Here is a 20,497-nt window from a genome sequence, read left to right as displayed (position 1 = left end):
GTAAAGAAAAAATTGTTTGAGAATTTTACGAACCTAACATCAAACAATATCCAGGATTTGCGATTGTTTAAAACTCTCTGTGACTCTGCGCCTCTGCGTGCAAAAAAAATCATATTTCTACCCAGCAAAATTCCAAGCCTCCAATAGTCCATTTTAGATCATCAAGCAGATAAAGGCTTTTTTTAATCTACTCAATCCTAAGCATAAGATTTATTTAGGTATATATTCTCTCTATGCTAACCTGGGATAAAAACTTATAAAGAAATTGTTAAAAAGTTTAGTACAATGACATTATTCACTGATAAGTATTTTTTCCTATTGACATGATAGCGGATCAATTTCCTTGGCTTACCGCGATTGTCCTATTTCCACTTTTGGCATCCTTTCTCATCCCTGTATTGCCTGATAAAGACGGCAAACTTGTACGGTGGTATGCACTAGGGGTAGGAATCGCAGACTTTGCTTTAATGTGTTACGCCTTTTGGAAGCATTACGATGCCAGTAGTGCTAGTTTTCAACTTGTAGAAAGTTATGTCTGGATGCCTCAGTTAGGTTTAAACTGGGCAGTTTCTGTTGATGGTCTTTCCGTCCCGCTGGTACTTTTAGCTGGATTTGTTACCACCCTGTCGATTTTTTCGGCTTGGCAAGTTGACCGCAGACCAAAGCTTTTCTATTTTCTCATGCTTGTGTTGTATTCTGCACAGGTTGGGGTGTTTGTCGCCCAAGACTTGCTGTTATTTTTCATCATGTGGGAAGTCGAACTGATTCCCGTATATTTACTAGTCTGCATTTGGGGTGGACAACGACGACGCTACGCAGCTACAAAATTTTTACTTTATACCGCAGCAGCTTCTATATTTATACTAGTAGCAGCCTTAGCAATGGGGCTATATGGTGGGGGAAATGTAACCTTTGATATTGCAGAACTTGCACATAAAGAATATCCCCTGAATCTCCAACTGCTACTGTATGCTGGGCTGTTAATTGCCTTTGGTGTCAAACTTGCTATTTTTCCCTTCCATACTTGGCTACCGGATGCCCACGGTGAAGCATCTTCTCCCGTGTCGATGATACTAGCTGGTGTTTTATTAAAAATGGGCGGATACGGACTAATTCGCCTCAATCTTGAACTTCTTCCTGATGCACATATTTACTTTGCACCAGTTCTAGCCATTCTCGGTGTTGTCAATATTATCTATGGTGCATTAAATTCCTTTGCCCAAACGAATATGAAACGGCGTTTGGCTAATTCGTCAATTTCCCACATGGGTTTTGTACTTCTAGGAATTGCGTCTTTTACCGATTTGGGCATCAACGGCGCAATGTTGCAAATGATATCACATGGTTTGATTGCATCAGTGTTATTCTTCCTGGCGGGTGTAACTTACGATCGCTCTCGGACAATGGTAATGGCAGATATGGGTGGTATTGGTCAAGCCATGCCGAAAGTATTTGCCCTGTTTACAATGGGTGCAATGGCATCTTTAGCTTTACCGGGAATGAGTGGCTTTGTCGGTGAACTTTCGATTTTTGTGGGGATGACAACTAGCGATGTTTACACTTCCACCTTCTGTACCGTTACAGTTTTCCTAGCCGCAGTGGGAGTTATCCTCACACCAATCTATCTGCTTTCCATGCTGCGACAGGTATTTTACGGTTCTGGTGTAGCACTCATCTGCGATATTAACAATGCCGGGTTTGAGAATCAGGAAGATGAGGGAACAGCTTGTTTTGGTACAGATTGTCTCCTACCTACGGAAACTGTATATACTGATGCCAGACCGCGTGAAGTGTTTATTGCTGCCTGTTTTTTGGTGCTGATTATTGGGATTGGTTTCTATCCCAAGGTGGCTATGCAGATGTATGACGCAAAGACTGTAGCCATTAATGCTCATGTTCGCCAGTCTTATAGTATCGTTGCCCAAAGCAATCCCCGCATCTATGCTACTGGATTGTCGGTGCCGAAATTACCAGAAACTGAGGAAATTTAAATAAAGGTTTAAGGCGATCGCTATCGGGTATTAATAACAGACAAGCAATATCTTCGATCAGCGATCGCTCCCTCAAATGTGAGTTTTAGTATTAAATTAACCCTTTCCATGAGATGCTGGATGGCTAATGCTTGGAAATAGGCGGGACTTACATCTATACTATGGTGCGATCGCTCTCCTTGGATGTTCAAAGGGTAATTAGAAATATTTGTTGATTAACATTAAATTATCGAGTCTGATGCACGTTATAATATATATTGTATATTGATTGTATGTGTAATTTGTAAATAACAAAAGGTGAAGTTATGACAGTTATTACTAATTTACAGCAACTCTATGAAACAGATGACCATTTATGGTTATTAGAAACTATTCAATTATTAAAACAAAGTCGTTTTGATGAGTTAGATTTAGAAAATTTAATTGAGGAATTAGAATCATTGGCGAAAAGAGATAAACACCAAGTTAAAAGTTTACTAGAACAAGTAATTAGACATCTTTTATTATTGCAGTTTTGGACGCAAGAATATGACAGAAATAAAAATCATTGGCGTTCGGAAATTAGAAGCTTTCGAGTACAATTAAAAGATAGATTAACGCCTAATTTGTATAATTATTTGAATTCTATTCTTACAACTATTTATGAGGATGCTTTGGGCTATGTTCAAGAAAAAACAGGTTTTACTGTAAATTTTCCCCCAGAATGTCCTTATTCTTTGGAGGAAGTTCTCGATATTAATTACCTAATTGAGAAAGTCAGTGCTTGCACTTGAGTGTTTTGCTTTGTTTATCTAATCTATAGACTACTGGCTTTTATTATTTATTCAGTAAGTCCTATTTATCATCGAAATACCTGAAATGTTTCTGGATATTATTCTCTACAAAAATTTTGTAGATTGGGTTGGTGAAAAGAAACCCAACAGTAAAGGTTTCTAGCACTAACTAAAATAGAAATATAATTCAATAGTGAGGTATTTATGGGTAAAGAAGAAGAACTACTAGAAAACTGGCGAGAACTCACACCGGAAAAGCAAAAAAAAGTCTTAGAATTTGTGGAACTCCTGAAATCTGAGTCAGAAACAACACCTCCCGAATCTGATTTTGTACCACAAACCCCCTTAGCCCAAAAATTATGGGAAATCCGACAACGAGCGATCGCTACTGGTTTACGACTGCTGAACGAGGACGAAATTTAACAGGAACTGGCTGCACGTCGAGGTGGATTCTGTGAGTCTTAGGAAGACATACTTAGACTCTGGTGTACTCATTACCGCTTTTCAGGGTACGTGTCAGTTCGCTAATTTTTATTCTCCGCCAATGTCAGTTTTAGCAACAACTGAACCCTTAACATGAGATGCTAGTGGATCGATTAGTGAGTATTGACAGATGTCATTGGTTTCTACTGTTACGGTGAAAGTCCCTGCGACAACGGCAAATTTGGGGCCTGGTTTTGACTGCATCGGTGCAGCCTTAAAGCTATACAACGAATTTAAGTTTACTTGTCTGGATAGCGGTGGTTTAATTATTCAAGTCTCTGGTGCAGAAGCCGAAAAGGTGCAAACGGATGAGAGTAATCTTCTGTATCAGGCTTTTGTAAAGTTATATCAATATATAGAGCAAACGCCGCCACCGGTGAAAATTGAAATTAAGTTAGGTGTACGGTTGGCGAGGGGTTTAGGTAGTTCGGCGACTGCAATTGTGGGTGGGTTGGTGGCTGCAAATCAATTAGCAGGTTCACCTTTATCTGAATTGCAGGTGATGGAATTAGCGATCGCTATGGAAGGACATCCTGATAATGTAGTACCAGCTTTATTAGGGGGATGTCGTCTGGCTGCAACTAGCCAAACAGGTTGGGAAATTTGTGATATTACCTGGCATCGGCATATAGTACCAGTAGTGGCAATTCCTGATTTTGAGTTATCAACCTCAGAAGCAAGGCGAGTTTTACCAACAGAGGTAAGTCGTGCAGATGCAATTTTCAATACAGCCCATTTTGGTTTATTGTTGCGGGGTTTAGCAACTAATCAGGAACAATGGTTAAAAGCAGCTTTACAAGATAGGTTACATCAACCTTATCGTCAAGCTTTAATTCCTGGTTACGATGATGTAGCTGCTGCTGCTGTGGCTGCTGGTGCTTATGGCATGGTAATTAGTGGCGCAGGCCCAACACTTTTAGCTTTAACAGATGCAACACATACATATGGGGTAGTGACAGCGATGTCAAATGCTTGGAAACAAGCCGGAATTAAATCTACTGTGCGATCGCTCGCCCTGGATACTCAAGGGGCGACTGTATTGTAGGAGGTAGGGGGATGGGGATGGGGTGATGGGGTGATGGGGTGATGGGGTGATGGGGTGATGGGGTGATGGGGAGAATTACCAATTACCAAATTAGCAAGATATATATATGGAGCATATGGAGCAAATGCAGGTACAGATAAAAGAACTTAATTCGCAAATTCAGGCGCTCCAGCAAGAACGCGATGCACTGACTAATAATAAAGTAGAGTCTGGCGAGAATGATTCACCTCAGGCAATAGTTGAGGCTTACCGTCGCCAAGCTAGAGAAAATGTGCAATTATCGGCTGAACTTAAAGGCATTGATGATGCGATCGCAGCCCTAACCGAAAGTATCGCATTTTTAGAGAGGCAACAAAAACAGAAACAAGGCTATCTACAAAAGCGTTCATCCCTATCCATCCGCATTTCTCAACAACAGCAGCAGCTAGAAGAAGCCAAAAAAGTTGCTCAAGTTCACGCCCAAAACGTTAATCAACTCGCACAGGAACTAGCCACAGAAATCAAACTCCTCAAAGCTTGTGCTGATGAACTTAGTCCCATGTATTGGCAAGTTTACTACAAACCCTTTATTACGGGATTTAAAACCATCTCCGTTCCTTACGTCCGTTCCGATGGAGAAGTGTGGACAATTGTCAACCGTGTTGTGTAAAGACTAGATATCAATTTTGTAGAAATATAAATTCCATATAAAAACTTGGAATTATAACGTAAGGCGGCAATATTAGTTGCCGTTTTTTTGTTGACGTTACAAAACTTTGCTTTTAGAATAGACACGAAGGCATTTAAGTAAGTATTTATTACTAAAAATGCCCAAAATAGCAAATATGAGGAGCAAATACATTTACAAAAGTAACGATTCCTTAATATAATGTAAACAAAAGCAAAACCAAAAATATATTGTCAGAAGTGATGAATGCCATAGAACTTCCTTGGTTGTCAGCCATAATTTTTCTCCCTTTAGTGGCCACTCTAGCCATCCCCTTAATTCCCGATAAAGACGGTAAAACCTTACGCTGGTACGGGTTAGGAGTAGCATTTGCAGACTTTGCATTAATGATTTTTGCCATCTGGCAGAGCTACGACTTCCAAAGTTCAGCCCTGCAACTCACAGAAAGCTATGCTTGGATACCCCAGATTGGTTTTAACTGGGCTGTGGGGGTTGATGGTTTATCGATGCCCCTGATACTTTTAACAGGCTTAATCAACACTCTCGCAATATTCGCGGCTTGGAAAGTAGACAACAAGCCGCGTTTATTTTATGCCTTGATGTTGGTGATGTACAGCGCCCAATTAGGCGTATTCCTCGCCCAAGACTTGCTCATGTTCTTCTTAATGTGGGAAATCGAGTTAGTACCCGTTTACTTACTAATTTCCATCTGGGGAGGAAAAAACCGCCGCTACGCAGCTACCAAATTCATTATTTATACCGCAGCAGCATCTATATTTATTCTCGTAGCTGGTTTTGCAATGGCATTCTCTGGTGATAACGTCACCTTCAACATGACAGCATTGGGAATGAAAGAATATCCCCAAGCCTTAGAACTGGCACTATATGCAGGTTTTTTAATTGCTTACGGTGTAAAACTACCAATTTTCCCTTTTCACACATGGTTGCCTGATGCCCACGGTGAAGCATCTGCTCCTGGTTCCATGATTTTAGCTGGTGTGTTGTTGAAGATGGGTGGTTATGCACTTATCCGCTTCAACGTCGAAATGTTAGCAGATGCCCACGTTGTTTTTGCTCCAGTCTTAGCAGTCTTAGGTGTAGTTAACATAGTTTACGGTGCTTGTTGCGCCTTTGCTCAAACCAACCTCAAACGCCGTTTGGCTTACTCTTCCATTGCCCACATGGGGTTTGTGTTAATTGGGATTGCTTCTTACACAGAAATCGGTATCAGCGGTGCTGTGTTACAGATGGTTTCCCACGGTTTAATTGCAGCTAGTTTATTCTTCTTGTCTGGTGTGACTTACGAACGTACCCACACCTTGATGATGGATAAAATGGGTGGCATGGCTAAGGTAATGCCCAAAACCTTTGCGCTGTTTACTATCGGTTCAATGGCTTCTCTAGCTTTACCCGGTATGAGTGGTTTCGTCGGTGAGTTGATGGTATTCCTGGGTATTGGCACCAGTGATGTTTACAGTTCCAATTTCAAAGTTGTAGTCATCTTCTTGTCAGCAGTTGGCGTGATTTTGACACCAATTTATCTACTTTCAATGTTGCGTCAAGTGTTCTACGGTGAGCAAAGCCAAGAGTTGCATTTAGATGCTGTAGTATCTGATGTTAAACCTCGTGAATTGTTCATCACTGCTTGTTTATTGCTTCCTATCATCGGTATTGGTTTCTATCCCAAGATGGTGACACAAGCTTATGATGTGAAAACAGTAGAAGTTGCGGCTCATGCTCGTCAAGTGTTACCAGTTGTGGCTCGTCAACAACCAACAAGCTTGTACTCACAGATATTTACAGCACCAACATTAGCTAGTTCTGAAGTAGTTAATATAGCTGAGTAATTATAAAGCCCAAAAGGGTTCTGCTAGTAAATCTTAAATATGAGGGGATATTAGGGGTGGTTGTAGAACTACCCCTTTAATTTTTTCAGGTGCAATTATAGCGATAGATGACTGTTAGATCATCTTATTTATGATTAAGACTCGATCATATAAGTCTTTATAGCATGAAGTAACAAACCTAATCCCCAGCCTAATATGGGATAAATTGCCCAGAAATATGAAGGGCTTGTGAACAGATTTAATAAAATTAAAAATCCATTTATCACAATAAAAGAAATGAGGTGTGATTTGAATTCTCTACGTTTTTGAGCATTAGATATCTGTTGTTTTTTCATTTCTACTTGCTGTATTAACCATTCTTTTTCAGCAGCTTGCAGTGATTCGGACGAAACTCCTAGTTCTAATGCAATCTCGATAATCTGCTCCTGTGTAAATTCTCCCTCCTGCTTACGAGCAAAAGCTGTTTGGAGAATCTGTTGCATTTCTTCTGAACTGTAAGTCATATAAATACCTAGAAGGGTAAAAAATAGTTAGGTAGATGTCCCTTGCTAAGAATTTTAATTAGTCTCTTGAATTTAAAGAAGTTAGTTTTGCAGCTTTAGCTACATAACTAGTTAAAAAATATTTATCTGTTGTTACGAACTGCTTAGAAATATATTTTATATCTGAAAAAATAATTCATGAAGTAATTGACAGCACAAATATAGATTTGCTGGGTTTATTTTTATAAAGGATATTTTAAAAGTATTATATTAGACATCAAATCACTCGAAATCTAAACCCCTGTCCCCTTCTCTAGTAGGGAAGTGGGGTTTAGAAGTAAGTAGTCGTGCAAAATAAATTGTACATTTTGAGAAAGGAATAGGGAACTCTTAACAGGCAACAGAACAAGATTCCAGGGATTTCTATTTTTTGGAAAAATGTCTAATTAATTTTGCCGAGGTACTTATCTCCCGTTGTCGGAGAGAGGTATTGATGTAAAAAGTTTGGAACCTAATTCGTGAACAGTTGTATGTGGAAGTTTTATTTAGTTGAAGGAGAATAGATATCTCAGCACAATCATATTTTAGGTTAATCTTAAAGCCAAAACTGGCGATCGCCATCCACTGTACCAGGAGCAATTCCTTGTAATCGCCGATAAGCTATTTTGTCAGATCCATAAAGGGGAACAGGTAAGCGCGGTTCTTTCAATGCACCGTGATGCAGCAATGTTAGTTTAAGTGTAGCTTCTATTAAACTTTCTATTGATACTTGCTGTTCTTGATCAGCATCTGGAATAACCCTTAAACGCAGCGGTTGAGGTAAACCCATTTTTTCAGACTTCACTTCAGTAGTCACTAAAATTACTTCATATGGGGATAAGCGAAGAGCTAACCCTTTACTTGGTGCTTTCACTACTGACTGCTGAAAGTTATATAGTCGTGGAATCTGAGATTTTACACACTCCACCAAAATAAACTTTGAACCAATAACTTTTGCTCTTTCTCTTAAATTCTTTATTTCATCACCACAAAAATGTCCATCACGGTAAATTAATACAGTTTTTTGACTTAATTCAGTAGATGGAAGAAACTTTTCTAGTGTTTGTTTATCAATTATTTCACCTTCGGTAAAAGCATCTTCTATTCGATATCGAATAAACTCTCCTCGCTTATCATAAAGGCGCACACTTGCACAAGCATTTCTACTCCCATTTGTTTTTTTCTTAGCAATTCTGGAAACATCCAACCCGATGAAATAATCAGCAATCTCTAAAGGTTCAGCCAAAACATAAGGTAAATTTCCTAACTTGGCTAACATTCCTATAATTACTTGATTGAGAATATTGCCATAATTACTTGGATTGTTCAAAGTGTCTTCGTAGATTACTTGACTAGCAATTCCACGTCGGAGCAGTCTTGAATAAATAAAAGAATACAAGCTGCCATCATCATTATTATCTGCATACCGATCAGTTTGTGGTAAAAATACTAAAACAATTTCACTAGGAATTATGACTAATTCATCAATATTTTTTTCTACTTGTACTCTAACTTCAGCATTACTTAAGCCACTAATAGAAACAATTTTTATTTGATCTGGTTCTATTTTCAGAGTTTCAAAATGATATCTTTCCAAACGCTGTCTAAGTTCACCAATAAATGATCCTCTAACCTGAAAATCGCCTACTTTTAATACTGTAATACGAATTGGCATAGATTGATTTTCATAACGAGGATGACGACGGTAAACACCACCTCTTATTAGTCCCTTAAGTATATCGCCTCTTCGACCAATAAAATTTTGTCCAGATTTGTCCTTTCCAAATAGAAGTTGAGTATCTTCAAGTTGAAAATTGAGTGGTAAGAATAATTCAGCGCCATTGCTACTTTTGCTGCTGTTTAGACATTTTTTAGATAACTCAAATCCATAAATTTTTAAAGCTGGTTCAGCTTCTTGTTTGTAGGAAGCTAAAATTATTTGTCGGTCTTGATAAGGAATTTTAGTTTCTTTCTTTAAATCGCCAAAATTTATATCAAATCTTTCAGTAGTCTCTTCTGTGATACAGGGAATAAGAGCAGCCATTGCATAAATATATCGCTTTTTATCTTTACCAAACTGCACAACTACAACAGGTTGTTCTCTTGGTGCTTCACGAATGGCAGTTTCACTGGTTGACGCAGGCTTATACTTGAGTAATTCTTCTTCACGCTCTTCAATAGTTCCTTCGATATCTACAATAGTAGCTGAACTACCCTTTTCAATATCTCGAACTTTTAAACCAATTAATAAATCTCTAGGATTTTGTCTGTAAGGATGATTTTCGTAAAATTCAGCCAAATTTCCTTTAAATACAAAAGGACTACGAACGGTTATAGCAATAGCTGGAAGTGGAATATTTTGAATTTCAATTGTTTCTGACCAAAATCTTGCTTCACGTCTAACTTCAACATTATTGTTAAATGTAATAGACTGATATGAAAAAGGCCGTCTAACTTTTAATATTCTTATAGCCAGTTGTGAAAGAATATCAGCAGATATTTGTGGTTGGCTTACCCATTGGATTGAATAATAACGATCACCAATATCTTTTTTTAATTCCTCTTGAATTTCTGTTAAAGCTTTTCGCAATTCATCTAAACTTGGCATTTGTTGATCAGGTTTAGCTAAAACCCAAAATTTACCCTCTGCAAAAATGACTATGATATCAGGAAATTTTTGACTAAATCGCCAACTCAACTTATTTCCTATTTCAGTATCTACTCTGGGAGTCAGTCGAAAACAGATTAAGTTAGGTTGGGGAATATTTAGTAAAAATAGTTCCGACAAAAATATTGTGGATACATTAGTTTTTTGGGGAGATTGAATTACAACAGCAGTCATGTAGAAACCTCTAATATGCTAAAATCACAGATTGAGTTAAATAAACAGTAGCGACAGCTTACACCGGGATTTGGGGGAAATATTTGACTGAAATCAGCAGAATTTTCTCGGTAGCGTCTCAAATGTTCTTGATGTCTTTGAGCTATTAAAGTAAGCTCTATCTGAAAAGCTTTAAGTGTGTTAGATGTTGCGCTGATAGGTTTAGACCACTTACTACTTTCTAAGTTATAAAAAGATGCTACTGCTTTTTGTTCTGGATACAAATAACTGGCAGCTAGTAAGTAAATATATGCTTGCCGCAAATCAAAATCAGAGTGACCGGTTTTGAAATCTAAAATGTGCAAAGTATCATCTTCTTCCGCAAAAATACAGTCAATTGCAGCATAAAATTTCCAAGATTGATTACCCTGCTTAATCAAAATTGGATCTGGATAACTTTCATCACCCCGACTGAGTTTAATAATTCTCTTCTCAGCAAGAATTGGATTTTGCTGGTAATTTTTCAGTATCTGAATTGCTCGCTGCTGAACTAAATCTGACTCTTTCTGCAATTCCAGAATCTCTGCTATTTGTTCTACACCATCTTCTTGGTATAAAAGATGGGGGTTTTGGTGGAATTCGTAAACCCCCTTTTGTGCTACTAATCCAATTTGCTGAGGAGTGCTATCACTTGCCAAGATTGCTGCAACCGCAGGTTCACGCGATCGCGCTTTTGTAAAACCTCGTTTCATGTCACAGTGTAAATGTTCTTTCCCTATCTGTGGGGAAAACTGTAACCAAAGGTTGTAGCTGGCAAATGGTAGCCAATTTTGGCTCATTGATGTCAAGTCCCAGAATTTAGCAGAGAAAAAAGTTTTACTTGGTCAGAATTTCGTAGATTGCTGTATTAGCTCTCTTAGATTTAGATACACCAATCTCGGTTGCTATTTCCAGTGTACGCAAGCCTTCTAGCATCTGTTCCGCAGCCTTCCTGAGTTGTGGATTGCGGCTTGATTTTTGAATTTCTTCAAGTAGAACTGGTAGAGGTCTACCAATGGAAAAGCTTAGTTGATCAGGGTTCAACGATTGTGCATTCATAGTTTTGCTCTTGTGTAACGAAATATAACACAACAAACATCAGTATAGCTGCCTGAATTGCTATATAATTTCAACAAGGCAAGATATTAGTTGTTCGGTGTTGAACTATATTATTCAACTTGTACAAAAATTGTCAACCACTCTACCCATAATAAATTTATGTTGATTTATTTATTCAACACTGATACTATTTATCTATGAGTTATTCAAAGGCTGAAAAATTTGGGTAATTTATTGCCCAACAAATCTTGAAAATCCTTTTCCTACAAAGCTTTCAGCCTCTTATGACTCAAACCAAGAGAAGGCTTATCATGTATGCTTCTGGAATTGTGTCAAGCAGTTGAATGTGATTATGGATAAACAAGAGAGTCAGAGTTTTGGCAGGTGTATTTGGCAAGCTCGCAGAAAGAAGGGATTGAGTCAACGCGAACTAGCTGGAAAGGTAGGGGTAGACTATACCTATTTGTCCAAACTAGAAAACGACCACGTTGAACCCAGCGAGAAGGTGATCCGCTCGTTGGCAGAACATTTAAGTCTGAATGCAGAGGAGCTGATCTATCTAGCTGGACGGATGACTCAAAATGACTCGGAAGCTTTTGAGGAATTGGTTAAAGCTAATTACAAAGAAATGCCCGCTTTATTTCGTCGAATGCGGGAAAGTCCGGGTATTGATTCATTGGTAAAGGCACGAGATGAGCAAATTGTAAGATTACAAAAAGAAAATGCTGAACTAAGAAATAAGGTGGCAAAACTTCAGGAAATTCTTAACTTAGTTAAGCCGTATCGCTTTTATTCTAAAGATGAAATTGAGTGCATAGCTAATGATGTTTTAAGACGTATGCAACTTTTACCTCAGTATACCCCTAAATTTCCTATGGATACTACTAGGGTATGTGACTTTCTAAATCTGAATATTTGTTATGAACGAATATCCCCTGATGATCGGGGTTTGATTATAGCTATGATTTTACCTTTAGAACGTACAATTTTGATAAATGAAGATATTCCAGAAGTTCTAGGAGCTTTCGCAGAATCGACAATTGCTCACGAAATTGGTCATTGGTTACTTCATGTTAAACAAAATGAAACTGAAATTTTATTAGGACAGACGGAGATAAACATTGGTATTAAAGAAGCTAATAATTCATTCTTATGTCGTAGTGCTAGTGAGCCACTTGATAACTATACTGCTAGTAGTCAGCTTGATAAAATAGAATGGCAAGCCCAGTATTTTGCTAGTTGTCTGCTAATGCCTCGTCATATACTGATAGAAATACGAAAAGGGCGTGATTTAACTAATTGGAAACATCTTTATGTAATCAAAGATGAACTTGGTGTCACGATTTCTAATCTTATCAATCGGTTGCAAGACCTTGGATGGATTTATATCCCTAAAGGTTCTAAGCAAATATATCCTGGTAAAGTGGAATCAGAATTTTAGCAAAAGAATGTACTATTTATGAATCAAGAAGGTGAGGAGTAAAAAGTGAACATCTTCAAGTACAAATTTTATTCTAAAGAAGAAATTGAGCAAAAAGCTCATGAAGTTTTCAAAATCATGGAGCTAGAAAATATTCCTCCAAGATGGCCTTTTGAGGCTACTTGTGCTGCTGATGCACTAGAAATTAGAGTAGTTTGGGATACAATACCTTCTGATAATCAAGGTTTGATAGTAGCTAGAATTGAACCTTTAAAAAGAAAAATTACGCTTAATGAAAATATTCCCAACCGCAGCAAAGGATTTGAAGAATCAACAATTGCTCATGAACTAGGACATTGGATGCTGCATATAAATCAAGATGAAGCTGATGGATTAACAGAACAGCTAGAATTAAATCTAGGAATAGAAGATGCTAGAAAGCTTTTTTTGTGTCGTACTTCAGAAACTAAAATTAATAACGCCAACGTTCAAAATAACTTAGATAAAATTGAATGGCAAGCACAGTATTTTGCTAGTTGTCTATTAATGCCTAGACAGATCCTACAGGCTAAACGAAAAGGACGTGATTTAACTAATTGGAAACATCTTTATGCAATGAAAGATGAACTTGGTGTCACAATTTCTAATTTAACAAATCGTCTACAAGACCTTGGCTTAATTTACATTCCCAAAGGTTCTAAGCAAATCTATCCTGGTAAAGCTGTACCAAATGGTCAGACAAGTTTGCTTAATAAGCAAAGTGCAACCTACTCTACAACACTAAACTAGAAATTAGTACCTTGAGGTAAACATAATGAAAACCACAACCACTACTTTACCTCCCACCCTTACAATAAACATTAACTTAACAGACGATCAATATTTTGAACTCTGTCAGAATAACCGCGACTTGCGATTTGAACGCACAGCAACAGGAGAATTAATAATTATGTCACCAACTGGCAGCGATACTGGAAATCGTAATTTTGATATCGCTGTCGAAGTAGGAATTTGGAATAAACAAACTAAATTAGGTAAAGGTTTTGACTCTTCAACAGGTTTTAAACTTCCTAATGGGACAGAATGTTCTCCTGATGTTGCTTGGATTAAAAAAGAACGCTGGGATAGTTTAACCACTGAACAACAAAAGAAATTTGCTCCTATTGCACCTGATTTTGTGATTGAGTTGCGTTCTTCCAGTGATAATTTAAAACCACTACAAAACAGAATGCAAGAATATATTGATAATGGTGTCAGGTTGGGTTGGTTGATAGATAGGAAAAATAAGCGGGTAGAAATTTATCGACCTAATCAAGATGTAGAAATTTTGAATAATCCTAGTAGTCTATCAGGTGAAGATGTTTTACCAGGTTTTATATTAGATTTAACAGAAATCCTATAAATCAAAATTTAAGTAGAGTAATTCTTCTTCAGAAATAGCACAGGGAGATTTTTAGGAAAGGGCGCTTTTTAAATTTTCACGCCCATATTTTCTTTACACCAAAGCTGCCACTTTCCCCAACAAACCCTGAAACAACCGCAAACCATCGCTATTACCTAACGCAGAATCTGCTGCTCTTTCAGGATGTGGCATCATCCCTAAAACATTACCTTGAAGATTACAAATCCCTGCAATGCTGTTTAATGAACCATTGGGATTTTCCCCTTGGTAACGAAATAGAACTTGTCCGTTATCTTCAATTTCTGCTAAAGTCTTTTTATCAGCATAAAATCGCCCTTCCCCGTGAGCAATGGGTAAAGTGATAATTTCACCCTCTGCATAACCTTGAGTCCAAGGTAAATTATTACGCTCAACTTTCAAGGGAGTGCGATCGCAGATAAAATGCAAATCTTGATTTCTCGCTAATACTCCAGGTAATAATCCAGCCTCAGTTAATACCTGAAACCCATTACAAATACCCAAGACAAACTTACCCTTTTGTGCGTGTTCAATGACTTGTGGCATCACAGGAGAAAAACGAGCGATCGCACCACAACGTAAATAATCCCCGTAACTAAAGCCACCGGGGACAATCACCACATCTATATCACTAATATCAGTCTCTTGATGCCATACCATGCGCGTTGGCTGTCCTAGCAAGTCTCTAGTGACATAAGCCACATCGCGATCGCAATTAGACCCTGGAAAAACTAAAACACCGAATTTCATAATTAGTCATAAGTCATTGGTCATTAGTCATTAGTCATTGGTGATTAGTAATGGTTATTTCCCATTCACCAATCACCAATTTCTCATTACCTACTTCAGAACACTCCCGTTTGTGATTCGACTTCAATCAACTCAAAGCGGTAATTTTCAATCACCGGATTTGCTAACATTTGGTCACACATTTGATTTAGGTCATGACGCGCTTTAGTCTCCTCAGGAGAAATGATGGTGACTTCCATATACTTGCCAATACGCACCTGCTCAACATTATCGTATCCCAGTTGCTTGAGGCCAGATTGTACAGCCACACCAGCAGGATCTAAGACTGAAGGCCGAAGCGTCACGAAAATTTTAGCTAAATATTTTCTTTGCACAGGTCTTTTTGCTGAATGCTGCGATCGCTATACTATAACTTTACTGTTCCAACTGGGTGAAAATATAATCCCAAACCAGTTCAATTTTATGTGAAGCTGCACAGAATCATCAAATCCATTGATTTATCCGTGTTTATCTGCGGTCAATTATTCTTAATCTTCTATTCTATGCAGTTTCATCTTCAGAAAGGTATTAAAGTTAATTTATCAGTTAGCCGCTAAAAAAACTGACATCACAGATGCTAATTTAAAAGAGTCATCCATGATACCAAATTTTTATAATTCCCCATTCAAAATCTAAAATCTAAAATTGCTATGAGAGCTATACGCACCCGCAGTCAAGAGCGAATTTTAAACCTGTTAAAAAACATTAAACAAGGCATTTCCGCCCAAGACCTTTACGTAGAACTACGTAATCGCAGTCAGAGCATGGGTTTAGCAACAGTTTATCGCTCACTGGAAGCCCTCAAACTAGAAGGACAGGTACAGGTGCGAACATTGGCTAATGGAGAAGCCCTCTATAGCCTCACCCAGCAAGACAAACATCACCTAACTTGCCTACAATGTGGACTTTCCATACCCATTCATCAATGTCCCGTCCATGAACTAGAAACAGAATTAAAAGCCAGCCATAAATTCAAAGTTTTTTATCACACCTTAGAATTTTTCGGCTTGTGTAACCAATGTCAAGAAATTAGTCATTAGTCATTGGTGATTAGTCATTGGTGATTAGTCATTAGTCATTAGTCATTGGTCATTGGTCATTGGTCACTGGTGATTAAGTTATTCTTAATTTTCTCAGCGTCCCCGCGTCCCCGCGTCCCCGTGTCCCCGCGTCTCAGCGTCCCCGTGTCCCCGTGTCTCCCCCTCTCCGTGTCCGCCCTAATCATAAGTCTTTAACCGAACACGATATTACTGAGGGTTTGAGCCAGTAGAAACATCAGACACCACAGAACGTATCCCCTCTAAAGCAGCGGGAATAGTGCGAGGATCTATAAAAATCACCTTACTACTATCGCTTTTACCAATAGTTGTCCCCATATCCAGATAACCCAAAGCAAACAGAACTTCCACAGCCTTCTTAGCTTCAGGGTTAGTTTTAATTTTTTGGGAAATAATTTCTGCTGATTCCGCAATAGCCTGCGCCCTGAGAACCTGTTGTTGGCGTTCAGCTTGCGCCTTTAAAATAATTGCTTTTTGTTCAGCTTCAGCTTGTAAAATTACTGATTTTTGTCGGGCTTCAGCATCCAGAAGTTGAGCATCAGCCTTACCCCTAGCACTATTAACAGCAGATTCTCTATCGCCCTCAGAAGTGAGAATTGATGCCCGTTTCCGTCGTTCAGCCGACATTTGCAATTCCATAGCTTCCCGCACCGCCTGAGAAGGGATAATATCCCTCAACTCAACCCTTGTCACCTTCACACCCCAAGGATCAGTAGAAACATCCAAATCCTGTAACAAAAGCTCATTGATTTGAGAACGGGCAGTAAAAGTTTGATCTAACTCCAATTGTCCCATTTCCGAGCGAATTTGAGTTAACACCAAATTAACCATGGCCGACTGCAAATTTTCCACCTTATACCAGGCTTTTTCCATATCCACAATCCGCCAGTAAACCACAGCATCCACCTCAATCCCCACATTGTCGCGGGTAATGCACTTTTGGGGAGGAATATCTAAGACTTTTTCGCGGATAGTTTCTCGGTAGACAACTTTATCAAGGAAAGGCAGAACAAAATTTAGCCCTGGTTGCATTTTCTTGTTATAACTACCTAATCTTTCCACCAAAGCTTCATTTCCCTGATTGACAACACGCACAGAGCCGGCAACAGCAGAACCACCAAGCGCCAAAAAGACAAGTAAAAAAAACTGTTCCATAATAATTCTCCAATAATTCTCCTAATTTCTGAGTCTAGATTTTACAAACCAATCACCACAGACTAAGAATGCAACACATTTTCTGGCATCACAATTAAAGTAGTACCTTCCCTTCTCACCACATAGACACTTTGATGAGGTGGTACGCTAAGTTTGTCATCATCACACCTAGCCCGCCAAGAATTACCCTCGTATAAAACCCGCCCTGTTTGTCCCACAGGAATTTCTGTTAAAGTTTCTGCAATAACTGCATCCTGAATTTTTGACTTGCGCCGTCGTGGTTGTAAAAATCGCCGAGAAAGGAAAACCAGCATTGTGGAAAGCAACAGCCAAACTGCGACTTGCAGCCAGACACTTCCCAAACCGAGTTGAGACAGTAGCGCCACCGCAAAAGCGCTAATTCCCATCATGAAAGCCACAAAAGCCGATGGTAAAAACAGTTCCATTAAACACAGAACCGATCCTGCCAGCAGCCAAATTAAAGTAAAAATTGGCATAGCGCCATCCTAGACACTACATTACATTCAGCTAAATATATTTCTGTGATTATATACAGTCATACCCTGATGAATTACGGAAAATAAAACTTGGTAATTTTAACAGGCAATTTTTGATTAAATTGATTAATAAGGTGTAGCCTGGGGTACACAAACCGAGTTTATTATAATCTTCCAGTCATTGACAGCTAAACTTAATCGAAATTCACAAGTTAATTCATTCTTTATAATTTATACATTATGATTTCTACTCAAAAGATCATTCATTGCCCAAATCCAGACTGTAATCAACCGATTAATTCTGTCGGAGATAGGTTTTGTGTCAGTTGCCAAACTCCCCTAATTTACCGCTATCTTTGGGCGACTGGCACAGAAGCAGCGAAAATGTTACCAGGGACATTGGTAGCAGATAGGTATGAAGTAATTACACAGCAGATTTGGCTAGATACTCAACCAGGACTACCACCAGAAATACCGTCAGAATTGCCAAAAACAGTTATTCCTTACCTCAAGTTATATCAACAGCAGTTACACATTCCCCAACCCTACGGATTTACTAGTTCCTTAGATGCTAGTGATATCCTACTGCTAGAAAATGCGCCCATAGATGAAATGGGAAATCTCTACCCAACTATTACCGCAGCTTGGGAAGAAGCAAAACCAGTCAGACAAGTTTACTGGCTATGGCAAATTCTCCAACTGTGGACACCATTATCAGAATTGGGAGTAGCCCAAAGTTTGCTCATAGCAGATAACTTACTTGTGCAAGGTTGGTGTGTAAAGTTGTTAGAACTTCACCCCACAACAGAGACAATTAGCTTACAGGATTTGGGTCAGTCCTGGCAGCCTTGGGTAGCAGGGGCAAAAACAGAAATTGCCCAAAGTTTAGGCAGCATAGTCCAGCAAATGTGCCAAAAAGAGGCAGAATTCACAGCCATAGCCAGCCAACTCAATCAATTATTACTAATATCAGCATCTGAGTTGCCCTTAATGCTAACAGTCGCAGGAGTGACAGATTCAGGGGTAGTCATGAGACATAACGAAGACACCTGTTACCCCAGTAACTCTGAAGACTTAAAAGACTCTTTATACCCACACTTATCAATTGTTTGTGATGGCATTGGTGGACATGAAGGCGGCGAAGTTGCCAGTAAATTAGCAGTGCAGTCCCTGAAGTTGCAAATTCGCGCTTTGCTAAAAGATGTCACCGAACAAACAGAATTTGTCCCCCCAGACTTGTTGCAGCAGCAATTAGCTGCCAGCTTGCGGGTAGTGAATAACATGATTTGGTCACGCAATGACGAACAAAACCGCCAAGGTAGAGAACGCATGGCAACGACTTTAGTTATGGCTATACAACTACCACAAAAAGTAGTCACAACCGCTGGCTGGGAGTCAGAAAATGCCCATGAACTTTACTTAGCGACTGTTGGTGATAGTCGTGCTTACTGGATAACTCCCAACTATTGCCAATTACTGACAATAGATGATGATATGGCCACAAGGGAAGTATGCTTTGGGCAAAGTCTGTATCGCCAAGCAATTCAAGCAGCTAATGCCAATGCCCTCACCCAAGCATTAGGCACAAGAGAAGCGGAATTTCTCAACTTTGCCATCAAGCGCTTGATCTTGGAAGAAGACGGGATTTTGTTGCTGTGTTCAGATGGTTTAAGTGATCATGACTGGGTGGAAAAATCTTGGCAAGATTACGCAATTCCACTATTAACAGGTCAACTATCAGTAGCAGATGCTGCCCAGAAATGGGTGAAGCTGGCAAATGAAAAAAATGGTCAAGATAATACATCTGTTGTGATCACACTTTGCCGAATCTCTCAAGCCTTTTTAGTGCCGATTACACCTGCACCCTTGGTAATAGAACCTATTGCACCAGAGGAACCTACAGCACCAGATGTGGAATCTTCAGAACTAGAAGCCCCAGCCGTAGAACCATTAGCAGACAGTTCTCAAACCTTGCTAGATTTAGATTTGACAGAGGAACCTGCCCAAATTCCCGTTAAACAACCAAATCGGGGTAAGCTTGTGGTCATGCTGGTGGGATTCTTCGCTTTGCTGGTAGGAAGTGCTAGTCTGGGTTTATTTGCTTGGTGGCAACTAAATCCTCAATCTTTTGGGCAAGCTTGTCAGCAACTTCCGCAAAAAGTACAGCAATTATGTCCAGAACGCAAATAAGGTCATATTTGACCATTGCCCATCTATGGTAAAATCGTCCAAGCGTGAAAAATCAGTAATAGAGTCCGCTCGATGCTGAAAATGACCATCTAACTCTGGATAGCAGCAACAGCCTATCTTGAGGAACAGTTCATTAAAGCAATTTCAGTGACGGATAGCTGTGGAGATGGTTGTGGAACAGCAAAAGTTAAATGTAAGTAATGTTATGAAAGTTGGCGATCGCGTTCGTGTTAAAGAATCGGTAGTGGTTTATCATCATCCTGAGCATCGCGGCCAGGCTTTTGAAATCAAAGGTACAGAAGGCGAAATCAGCGCTATTGTTACTCAATGGAACGATAGACCTGTGAGCGCTAACTTTCCACTCTTAGTCCAGTTTAGTAAAAAATTTAAAGCTCATTTACGCGAGGATGAATTAGAAGTTATTTAAATAATTCATTAGCGGCGACAAAACCACTGCATAATATTCAGTTCGCCGCGCATTTTTTCTAAGTCTCTGCGATTTTGGGCTGCGGTTGTGGAATACCACTGGCAATGACGCTCAAATTCAGAACGTGTGTGAACTTCATGATAGAATTGGTGGGTTGTTTGGTAGCTGGCAAAGGTTTCGTCAACTTCCGATTGAGGTGATGGGACAATATATGGTAATTCTTTACTCATCGGTAATTGCTAATTGGTAATTGGGATAAGTTATTTACAGCAGAATTCAGGAGTCAGGATTCAGG

22 protein-coding genes are annotated in these 20,497 nt (G+C 39.1%); 12 read left to right on the top strand and 10 right to left on the bottom strand.

From position 1 onward, the window contains the following. The first annotated feature begins 323 nt into the window (after positions 1-323). The gene (locus H6G59_RS14920; protein ID WP_190715705.1) at positions 324-1,991 is read left to right on the top strand and encodes an NAD(P)H-quinone oxidoreductase subunit 4; all 1,668 of its coding nucleotides are present in this window, start codon (positions 324-326) and stop codon (positions 1,989-1,991) included. Between the two features lie 20 nt (positions 1,992-2,011). Here the strand turns inward: H6G59_RS14920 and H6G59_RS14915 are convergent, their stop codons facing one another. Next, on the bottom strand, positions 2,012-2,182 hold the full coding sequence (locus H6G59_RS14915; protein ID WP_190715703.1) for a hypothetical protein: 171 nt from the start codon (positions 2,180-2,182) through the stop codon (positions 2,012-2,014). A gap of 114 nt (positions 2,183-2,296) precedes the next feature. Here H6G59_RS14915 and H6G59_RS14910 point away from each other — a divergent pair, with 114 nt between their 5' ends. From H6G59_RS14910 to H6G59_RS14890, 5 genes are all read left to right on the top strand, one after another. Next, positions 2,297-2,764, top strand: a complete 468-nt coding sequence (locus tag H6G59_RS14910) for a DUF29 domain-containing protein (RefSeq protein WP_190715701.1) — start codon at positions 2,297-2,299, stop codon at positions 2,762-2,764. Positions 2,765-2,968: 204 nt separating this feature from the next. After that, the gene (locus H6G59_RS14905) at positions 2,969-3,187 is read left to right on the top strand and encodes a hypothetical protein (RefSeq protein WP_190715700.1); all 219 of its coding nucleotides are present in this window, start codon (positions 2,969-2,971) and stop codon (positions 3,185-3,187) included. 190 nt (positions 3,188-3,377) lie between these two features. Next, entirely contained in the window at positions 3,378-4,292 is a 915-nt protein-coding gene (gene thrB / locus H6G59_RS14900; RefSeq protein ID WP_190715698.1) for a homoserine kinase, read from the top strand. A 115-nt stretch (positions 4,293-4,407) separates the two neighbouring features. Beyond that, positions 4,408-4,941, top strand: coding sequence for a hypothetical protein (locus H6G59_RS14895; RefSeq protein ID WP_190715904.1), 534 nt, complete (start codon positions 4,408-4,410; stop codon positions 4,939-4,941). A gap of 260 nt (positions 4,942-5,201) precedes the next feature. After that, positions 5,202-6,806: an NAD(P)H-quinone oxidoreductase subunit 4 gene (locus H6G59_RS14890; RefSeq protein ID WP_190715696.1), complete on the top strand. Its 1,605-nt coding sequence runs from the start codon at positions 5,202-5,204 to the stop codon at positions 6,804-6,806. Positions 6,807-6,940: 134 nt separating this feature from the next. Here the strand turns inward: H6G59_RS14890 and H6G59_RS14885 are convergent, their stop codons facing one another. The 4 genes from H6G59_RS14885 to H6G59_RS14870 all read right to left on the bottom strand — a co-directional run bounded on the left by H6G59_RS14885 (position 6,941) and on the right by H6G59_RS14870 (position 11,246). Continuing rightward, positions 6,941-7,309, bottom strand: coding sequence for a 2TM domain-containing protein (locus H6G59_RS14885; protein WP_190715694.1), 369 nt, complete (start codon positions 7,307-7,309; stop codon positions 6,941-6,943). A 574-nt stretch (positions 7,310-7,883) separates the two neighbouring features. After that, a complete protein-coding gene (locus tag H6G59_RS14880) occupies positions 7,884-10,169 on the bottom strand; it encodes a Piwi domain-containing protein (protein ID WP_190715692.1) in 2,286 nt (761 codons plus the stop codon). Next, positions 10,166-10,987 (bottom strand): PD-(D/E)XK nuclease family protein, encoded by an 822-nt coding sequence (locus H6G59_RS14875; protein WP_190715690.1) that lies wholly within the window; start codon positions 10,985-10,987, stop codon positions 10,166-10,168. Before H6G59_RS14875 ends, H6G59_RS14880 begins: the two co-directional genes overlap by 4 nt. 37 nt (positions 10,988-11,024) lie before the next feature. After that, positions 11,025-11,246 carry a hypothetical protein gene (locus H6G59_RS14870; RefSeq protein ID WP_190715688.1) on the bottom strand — a complete coding sequence of 74 codons (222 nt, stop codon included), beginning with the start codon at positions 11,244-11,246 and terminating at the stop codon, positions 11,025-11,027. A 352-nt stretch (positions 11,247-11,598) separates the two neighbouring features. Here H6G59_RS14870 and H6G59_RS14860 point away from each other — a divergent pair, with 352 nt between their 5' ends. The 3 genes from H6G59_RS14860 to H6G59_RS14850 are packed head-to-tail and all read left to right on the top strand — an operon-like array spanning position 11,599 to position 14,068. Beyond that, positions 11,599-12,687, top strand: coding sequence for an XRE family transcriptional regulator (locus H6G59_RS14860; RefSeq protein ID WP_242038877.1), 1,089 nt, complete (start codon positions 11,599-11,601; stop codon positions 12,685-12,687). Positions 12,688-12,732: 45 nt separating this feature from the next. Then, the gene (locus H6G59_RS14855) at positions 12,733-13,455 is read left to right on the top strand and encodes an ImmA/IrrE family metallo-endopeptidase (protein WP_190715685.1); all 723 of its coding nucleotides are present in this window, start codon (positions 12,733-12,735) and stop codon (positions 13,453-13,455) included. A 25-nt stretch (positions 13,456-13,480) separates the two neighbouring features. Beyond that, complete coding sequence (locus H6G59_RS14850; protein ID WP_190715683.1) at positions 13,481-14,068, top strand: Uma2 family endonuclease; 588 nt, start codon at positions 13,481-13,483, stop codon at positions 14,066-14,068. 93 nt (positions 14,069-14,161) lie between these two features. Here H6G59_RS14850 and purQ read toward each other — a convergent pair whose 3' ends face one another. Together purQ and purS are read right to left on the bottom strand one after the other, a co-directional pair. Continuing rightward, positions 14,162-14,836 (bottom strand): phosphoribosylformylglycinamidine synthase subunit PurQ, encoded by a 675-nt coding sequence (purQ, locus tag H6G59_RS14845; protein ID WP_190715682.1) that lies wholly within the window; start codon positions 14,834-14,836, stop codon positions 14,162-14,164. Positions 14,837-14,931: 95 nt separating this feature from the next. Continuing rightward, positions 14,932-15,210, bottom strand: coding sequence for a phosphoribosylformylglycinamidine synthase subunit PurS (purS, locus tag H6G59_RS14840; protein ID WP_071191442.1), 279 nt, complete (start codon positions 15,208-15,210; stop codon positions 14,932-14,934). Between the two features lie 315 nt (positions 15,211-15,525). Here purS and H6G59_RS14835 point away from each other — a divergent pair, with 315 nt between their 5' ends. Beyond that, on the top strand, positions 15,526-15,915 hold the full coding sequence (locus H6G59_RS14835; protein WP_190715680.1) for a Fur family transcriptional regulator: 390 nt from the start codon (positions 15,526-15,528) through the stop codon (positions 15,913-15,915). Positions 15,916-16,122: 207 nt separating this feature from the next. Here the strand turns inward: H6G59_RS14835 and H6G59_RS14830 are convergent, their stop codons facing one another. Continuing rightward, a complete protein-coding gene (locus H6G59_RS14830) occupies positions 16,123-17,088 on the bottom strand; it encodes an SPFH domain-containing protein (protein ID WP_190715678.1) in 966 nt (321 codons plus the stop codon). 62 nt (positions 17,089-17,150) lie between these two features. Further along, positions 17,151-17,585 carry an NfeD family protein gene (locus H6G59_RS14825; protein ID WP_190715676.1) on the bottom strand — a complete coding sequence of 145 codons (435 nt, stop codon included), beginning with the start codon at positions 17,583-17,585 and terminating at the stop codon, positions 17,151-17,153. Between the two features lie 240 nt (positions 17,586-17,825). Between H6G59_RS14825 and H6G59_RS14820 the strand changes: the two genes are divergently transcribed. Further along, a complete protein-coding gene (locus H6G59_RS14820; RefSeq protein WP_190715674.1) occupies positions 17,826-19,775 on the top strand; it encodes a PP2C family protein-serine/threonine phosphatase in 1,950 nt (649 codons plus the stop codon). Between the two features lie 154 nt (positions 19,776-19,929). Continuing rightward, complete coding sequence (locus H6G59_RS14815) at positions 19,930-20,202, top strand: ferredoxin-thioredoxin reductase variable chain (protein WP_127056429.1); 273 nt, start codon at positions 19,930-19,932, stop codon at positions 20,200-20,202. 8 nt (positions 20,203-20,210) lie between these two features. Here H6G59_RS14815 and H6G59_RS14810 read toward each other — a convergent pair whose 3' ends face one another. Beyond that, positions 20,211-20,432 carry a hypothetical protein gene (locus H6G59_RS14810; protein ID WP_190715671.1) on the bottom strand — a complete coding sequence of 74 codons (222 nt, stop codon included), beginning with the start codon at positions 20,430-20,432 and terminating at the stop codon, positions 20,211-20,213. Between the last annotated feature and the right edge of the window lie 65 nt (positions 20,433-20,497).

The organism is Anabaena lutea FACHB-196, from assembly GCF_014698305.1.
GTDB classification, from domain to species: Bacteria; Cyanobacteriota; Cyanobacteriia; order Cyanobacteriales; family Nostocaceae; genus Anabaena; species Anabaena lutea.
Note: the sequence above shows the minus strand (reverse complement) of the source record. Positions and strands in the feature narration are given on the sequence as shown.

What these genes read in the sequence shown, in the direction of transcription:
- H6G59_RS14920 (WP_190715705.1), top strand. Translation starts at nt 324, where the DNA reads ATGATAGCGGATCAATTTCCTTGGCTTACCGCGATTGTCCTATTTCCA.
- H6G59_RS14910 (WP_190715701.1), top strand. Translation starts at nt 2,297, where the DNA reads ATGACAGTTATTACTAATTTACAGCAACTCTATGAAACAGATGACCAT.
- H6G59_RS14905 (WP_190715700.1), top strand. Translation starts at nt 2,969, where the DNA reads ATGGGTAAAGAAGAAGAACTACTAGAAAACTGGCGAGAACTCACACCG.
- thrB (WP_190715698.1), top strand. Translation starts at nt 3,378, where the DNA reads ATGTCATTGGTTTCTACTGTTACGGTGAAAGTCCCTGCGACAACGGCA.
- H6G59_RS14895 (WP_190715904.1), top strand. Translation starts at nt 4,408, where the DNA reads ATGGAGCAAATGCAGGTACAGATAAAAGAACTTAATTCGCAAATTCAG.
- H6G59_RS14890 (WP_190715696.1), top strand. Translation starts at nt 5,202, where the DNA reads ATGAATGCCATAGAACTTCCTTGGTTGTCAGCCATAATTTTTCTCCCT.
- H6G59_RS14885 (WP_190715694.1), bottom strand. Translation starts at nt 7,309, where the DNA reads ATGACTTACAGTTCAGAAGAAATGCAACAGATTCTCCAAACAGCTTTT.
- H6G59_RS14880 (WP_190715692.1), bottom strand. Translation starts at nt 10,169, where the DNA reads ATGACTGCTGTTGTAATTCAATCTCCCCAAAAAACTAATGTATCCACA.
- H6G59_RS14875 (WP_190715690.1), bottom strand. Translation starts at nt 10,987, where the DNA reads ATGAGCCAAAATTGGCTACCATTTGCCAGCTACAACCTTTGGTTACAG.
- H6G59_RS14870 (WP_190715688.1), bottom strand. Translation starts at nt 11,246, where the DNA reads ATGAATGCACAATCGTTGAACCCTGATCAACTAAGCTTTTCCATTGGT.
- H6G59_RS14860 (WP_242038877.1), top strand. Translation starts at nt 11,599, where the DNA reads ATGGATAAACAAGAGAGTCAGAGTTTTGGCAGGTGTATTTGGCAAGCT.
- H6G59_RS14850 (WP_190715683.1), top strand. Translation starts at nt 13,481, where the DNA reads ATGAAAACCACAACCACTACTTTACCTCCCACCCTTACAATAAACATT.
- purQ (WP_190715682.1), bottom strand. Translation starts at nt 14,836, where the DNA reads ATGAAATTCGGTGTTTTAGTTTTTCCAGGGTCTAATTGCGATCGCGAT.
- H6G59_RS14835 (WP_190715680.1), top strand. Translation starts at nt 15,526, where the DNA reads ATGAGAGCTATACGCACCCGCAGTCAAGAGCGAATTTTAAACCTGTTA.
- H6G59_RS14830 (WP_190715678.1), bottom strand. Translation starts at nt 17,088, where the DNA reads ATGGAACAGTTTTTTTTACTTGTCTTTTTGGCGCTTGGTGGTTCTGCT.
- H6G59_RS14825 (WP_190715676.1), bottom strand. Translation starts at nt 17,585, where the DNA reads ATGCCAATTTTTACTTTAATTTGGCTGCTGGCAGGATCGGTTCTGTGT.
- H6G59_RS14820 (WP_190715674.1), top strand. Translation starts at nt 17,826, where the DNA reads ATGATTTCTACTCAAAAGATCATTCATTGCCCAAATCCAGACTGTAAT.
- H6G59_RS14810 (WP_190715671.1), bottom strand. Translation starts at nt 20,432, where the DNA reads ATGAGTAAAGAATTACCATATATTGTCCCATCACCTCAATCGGAAGTT.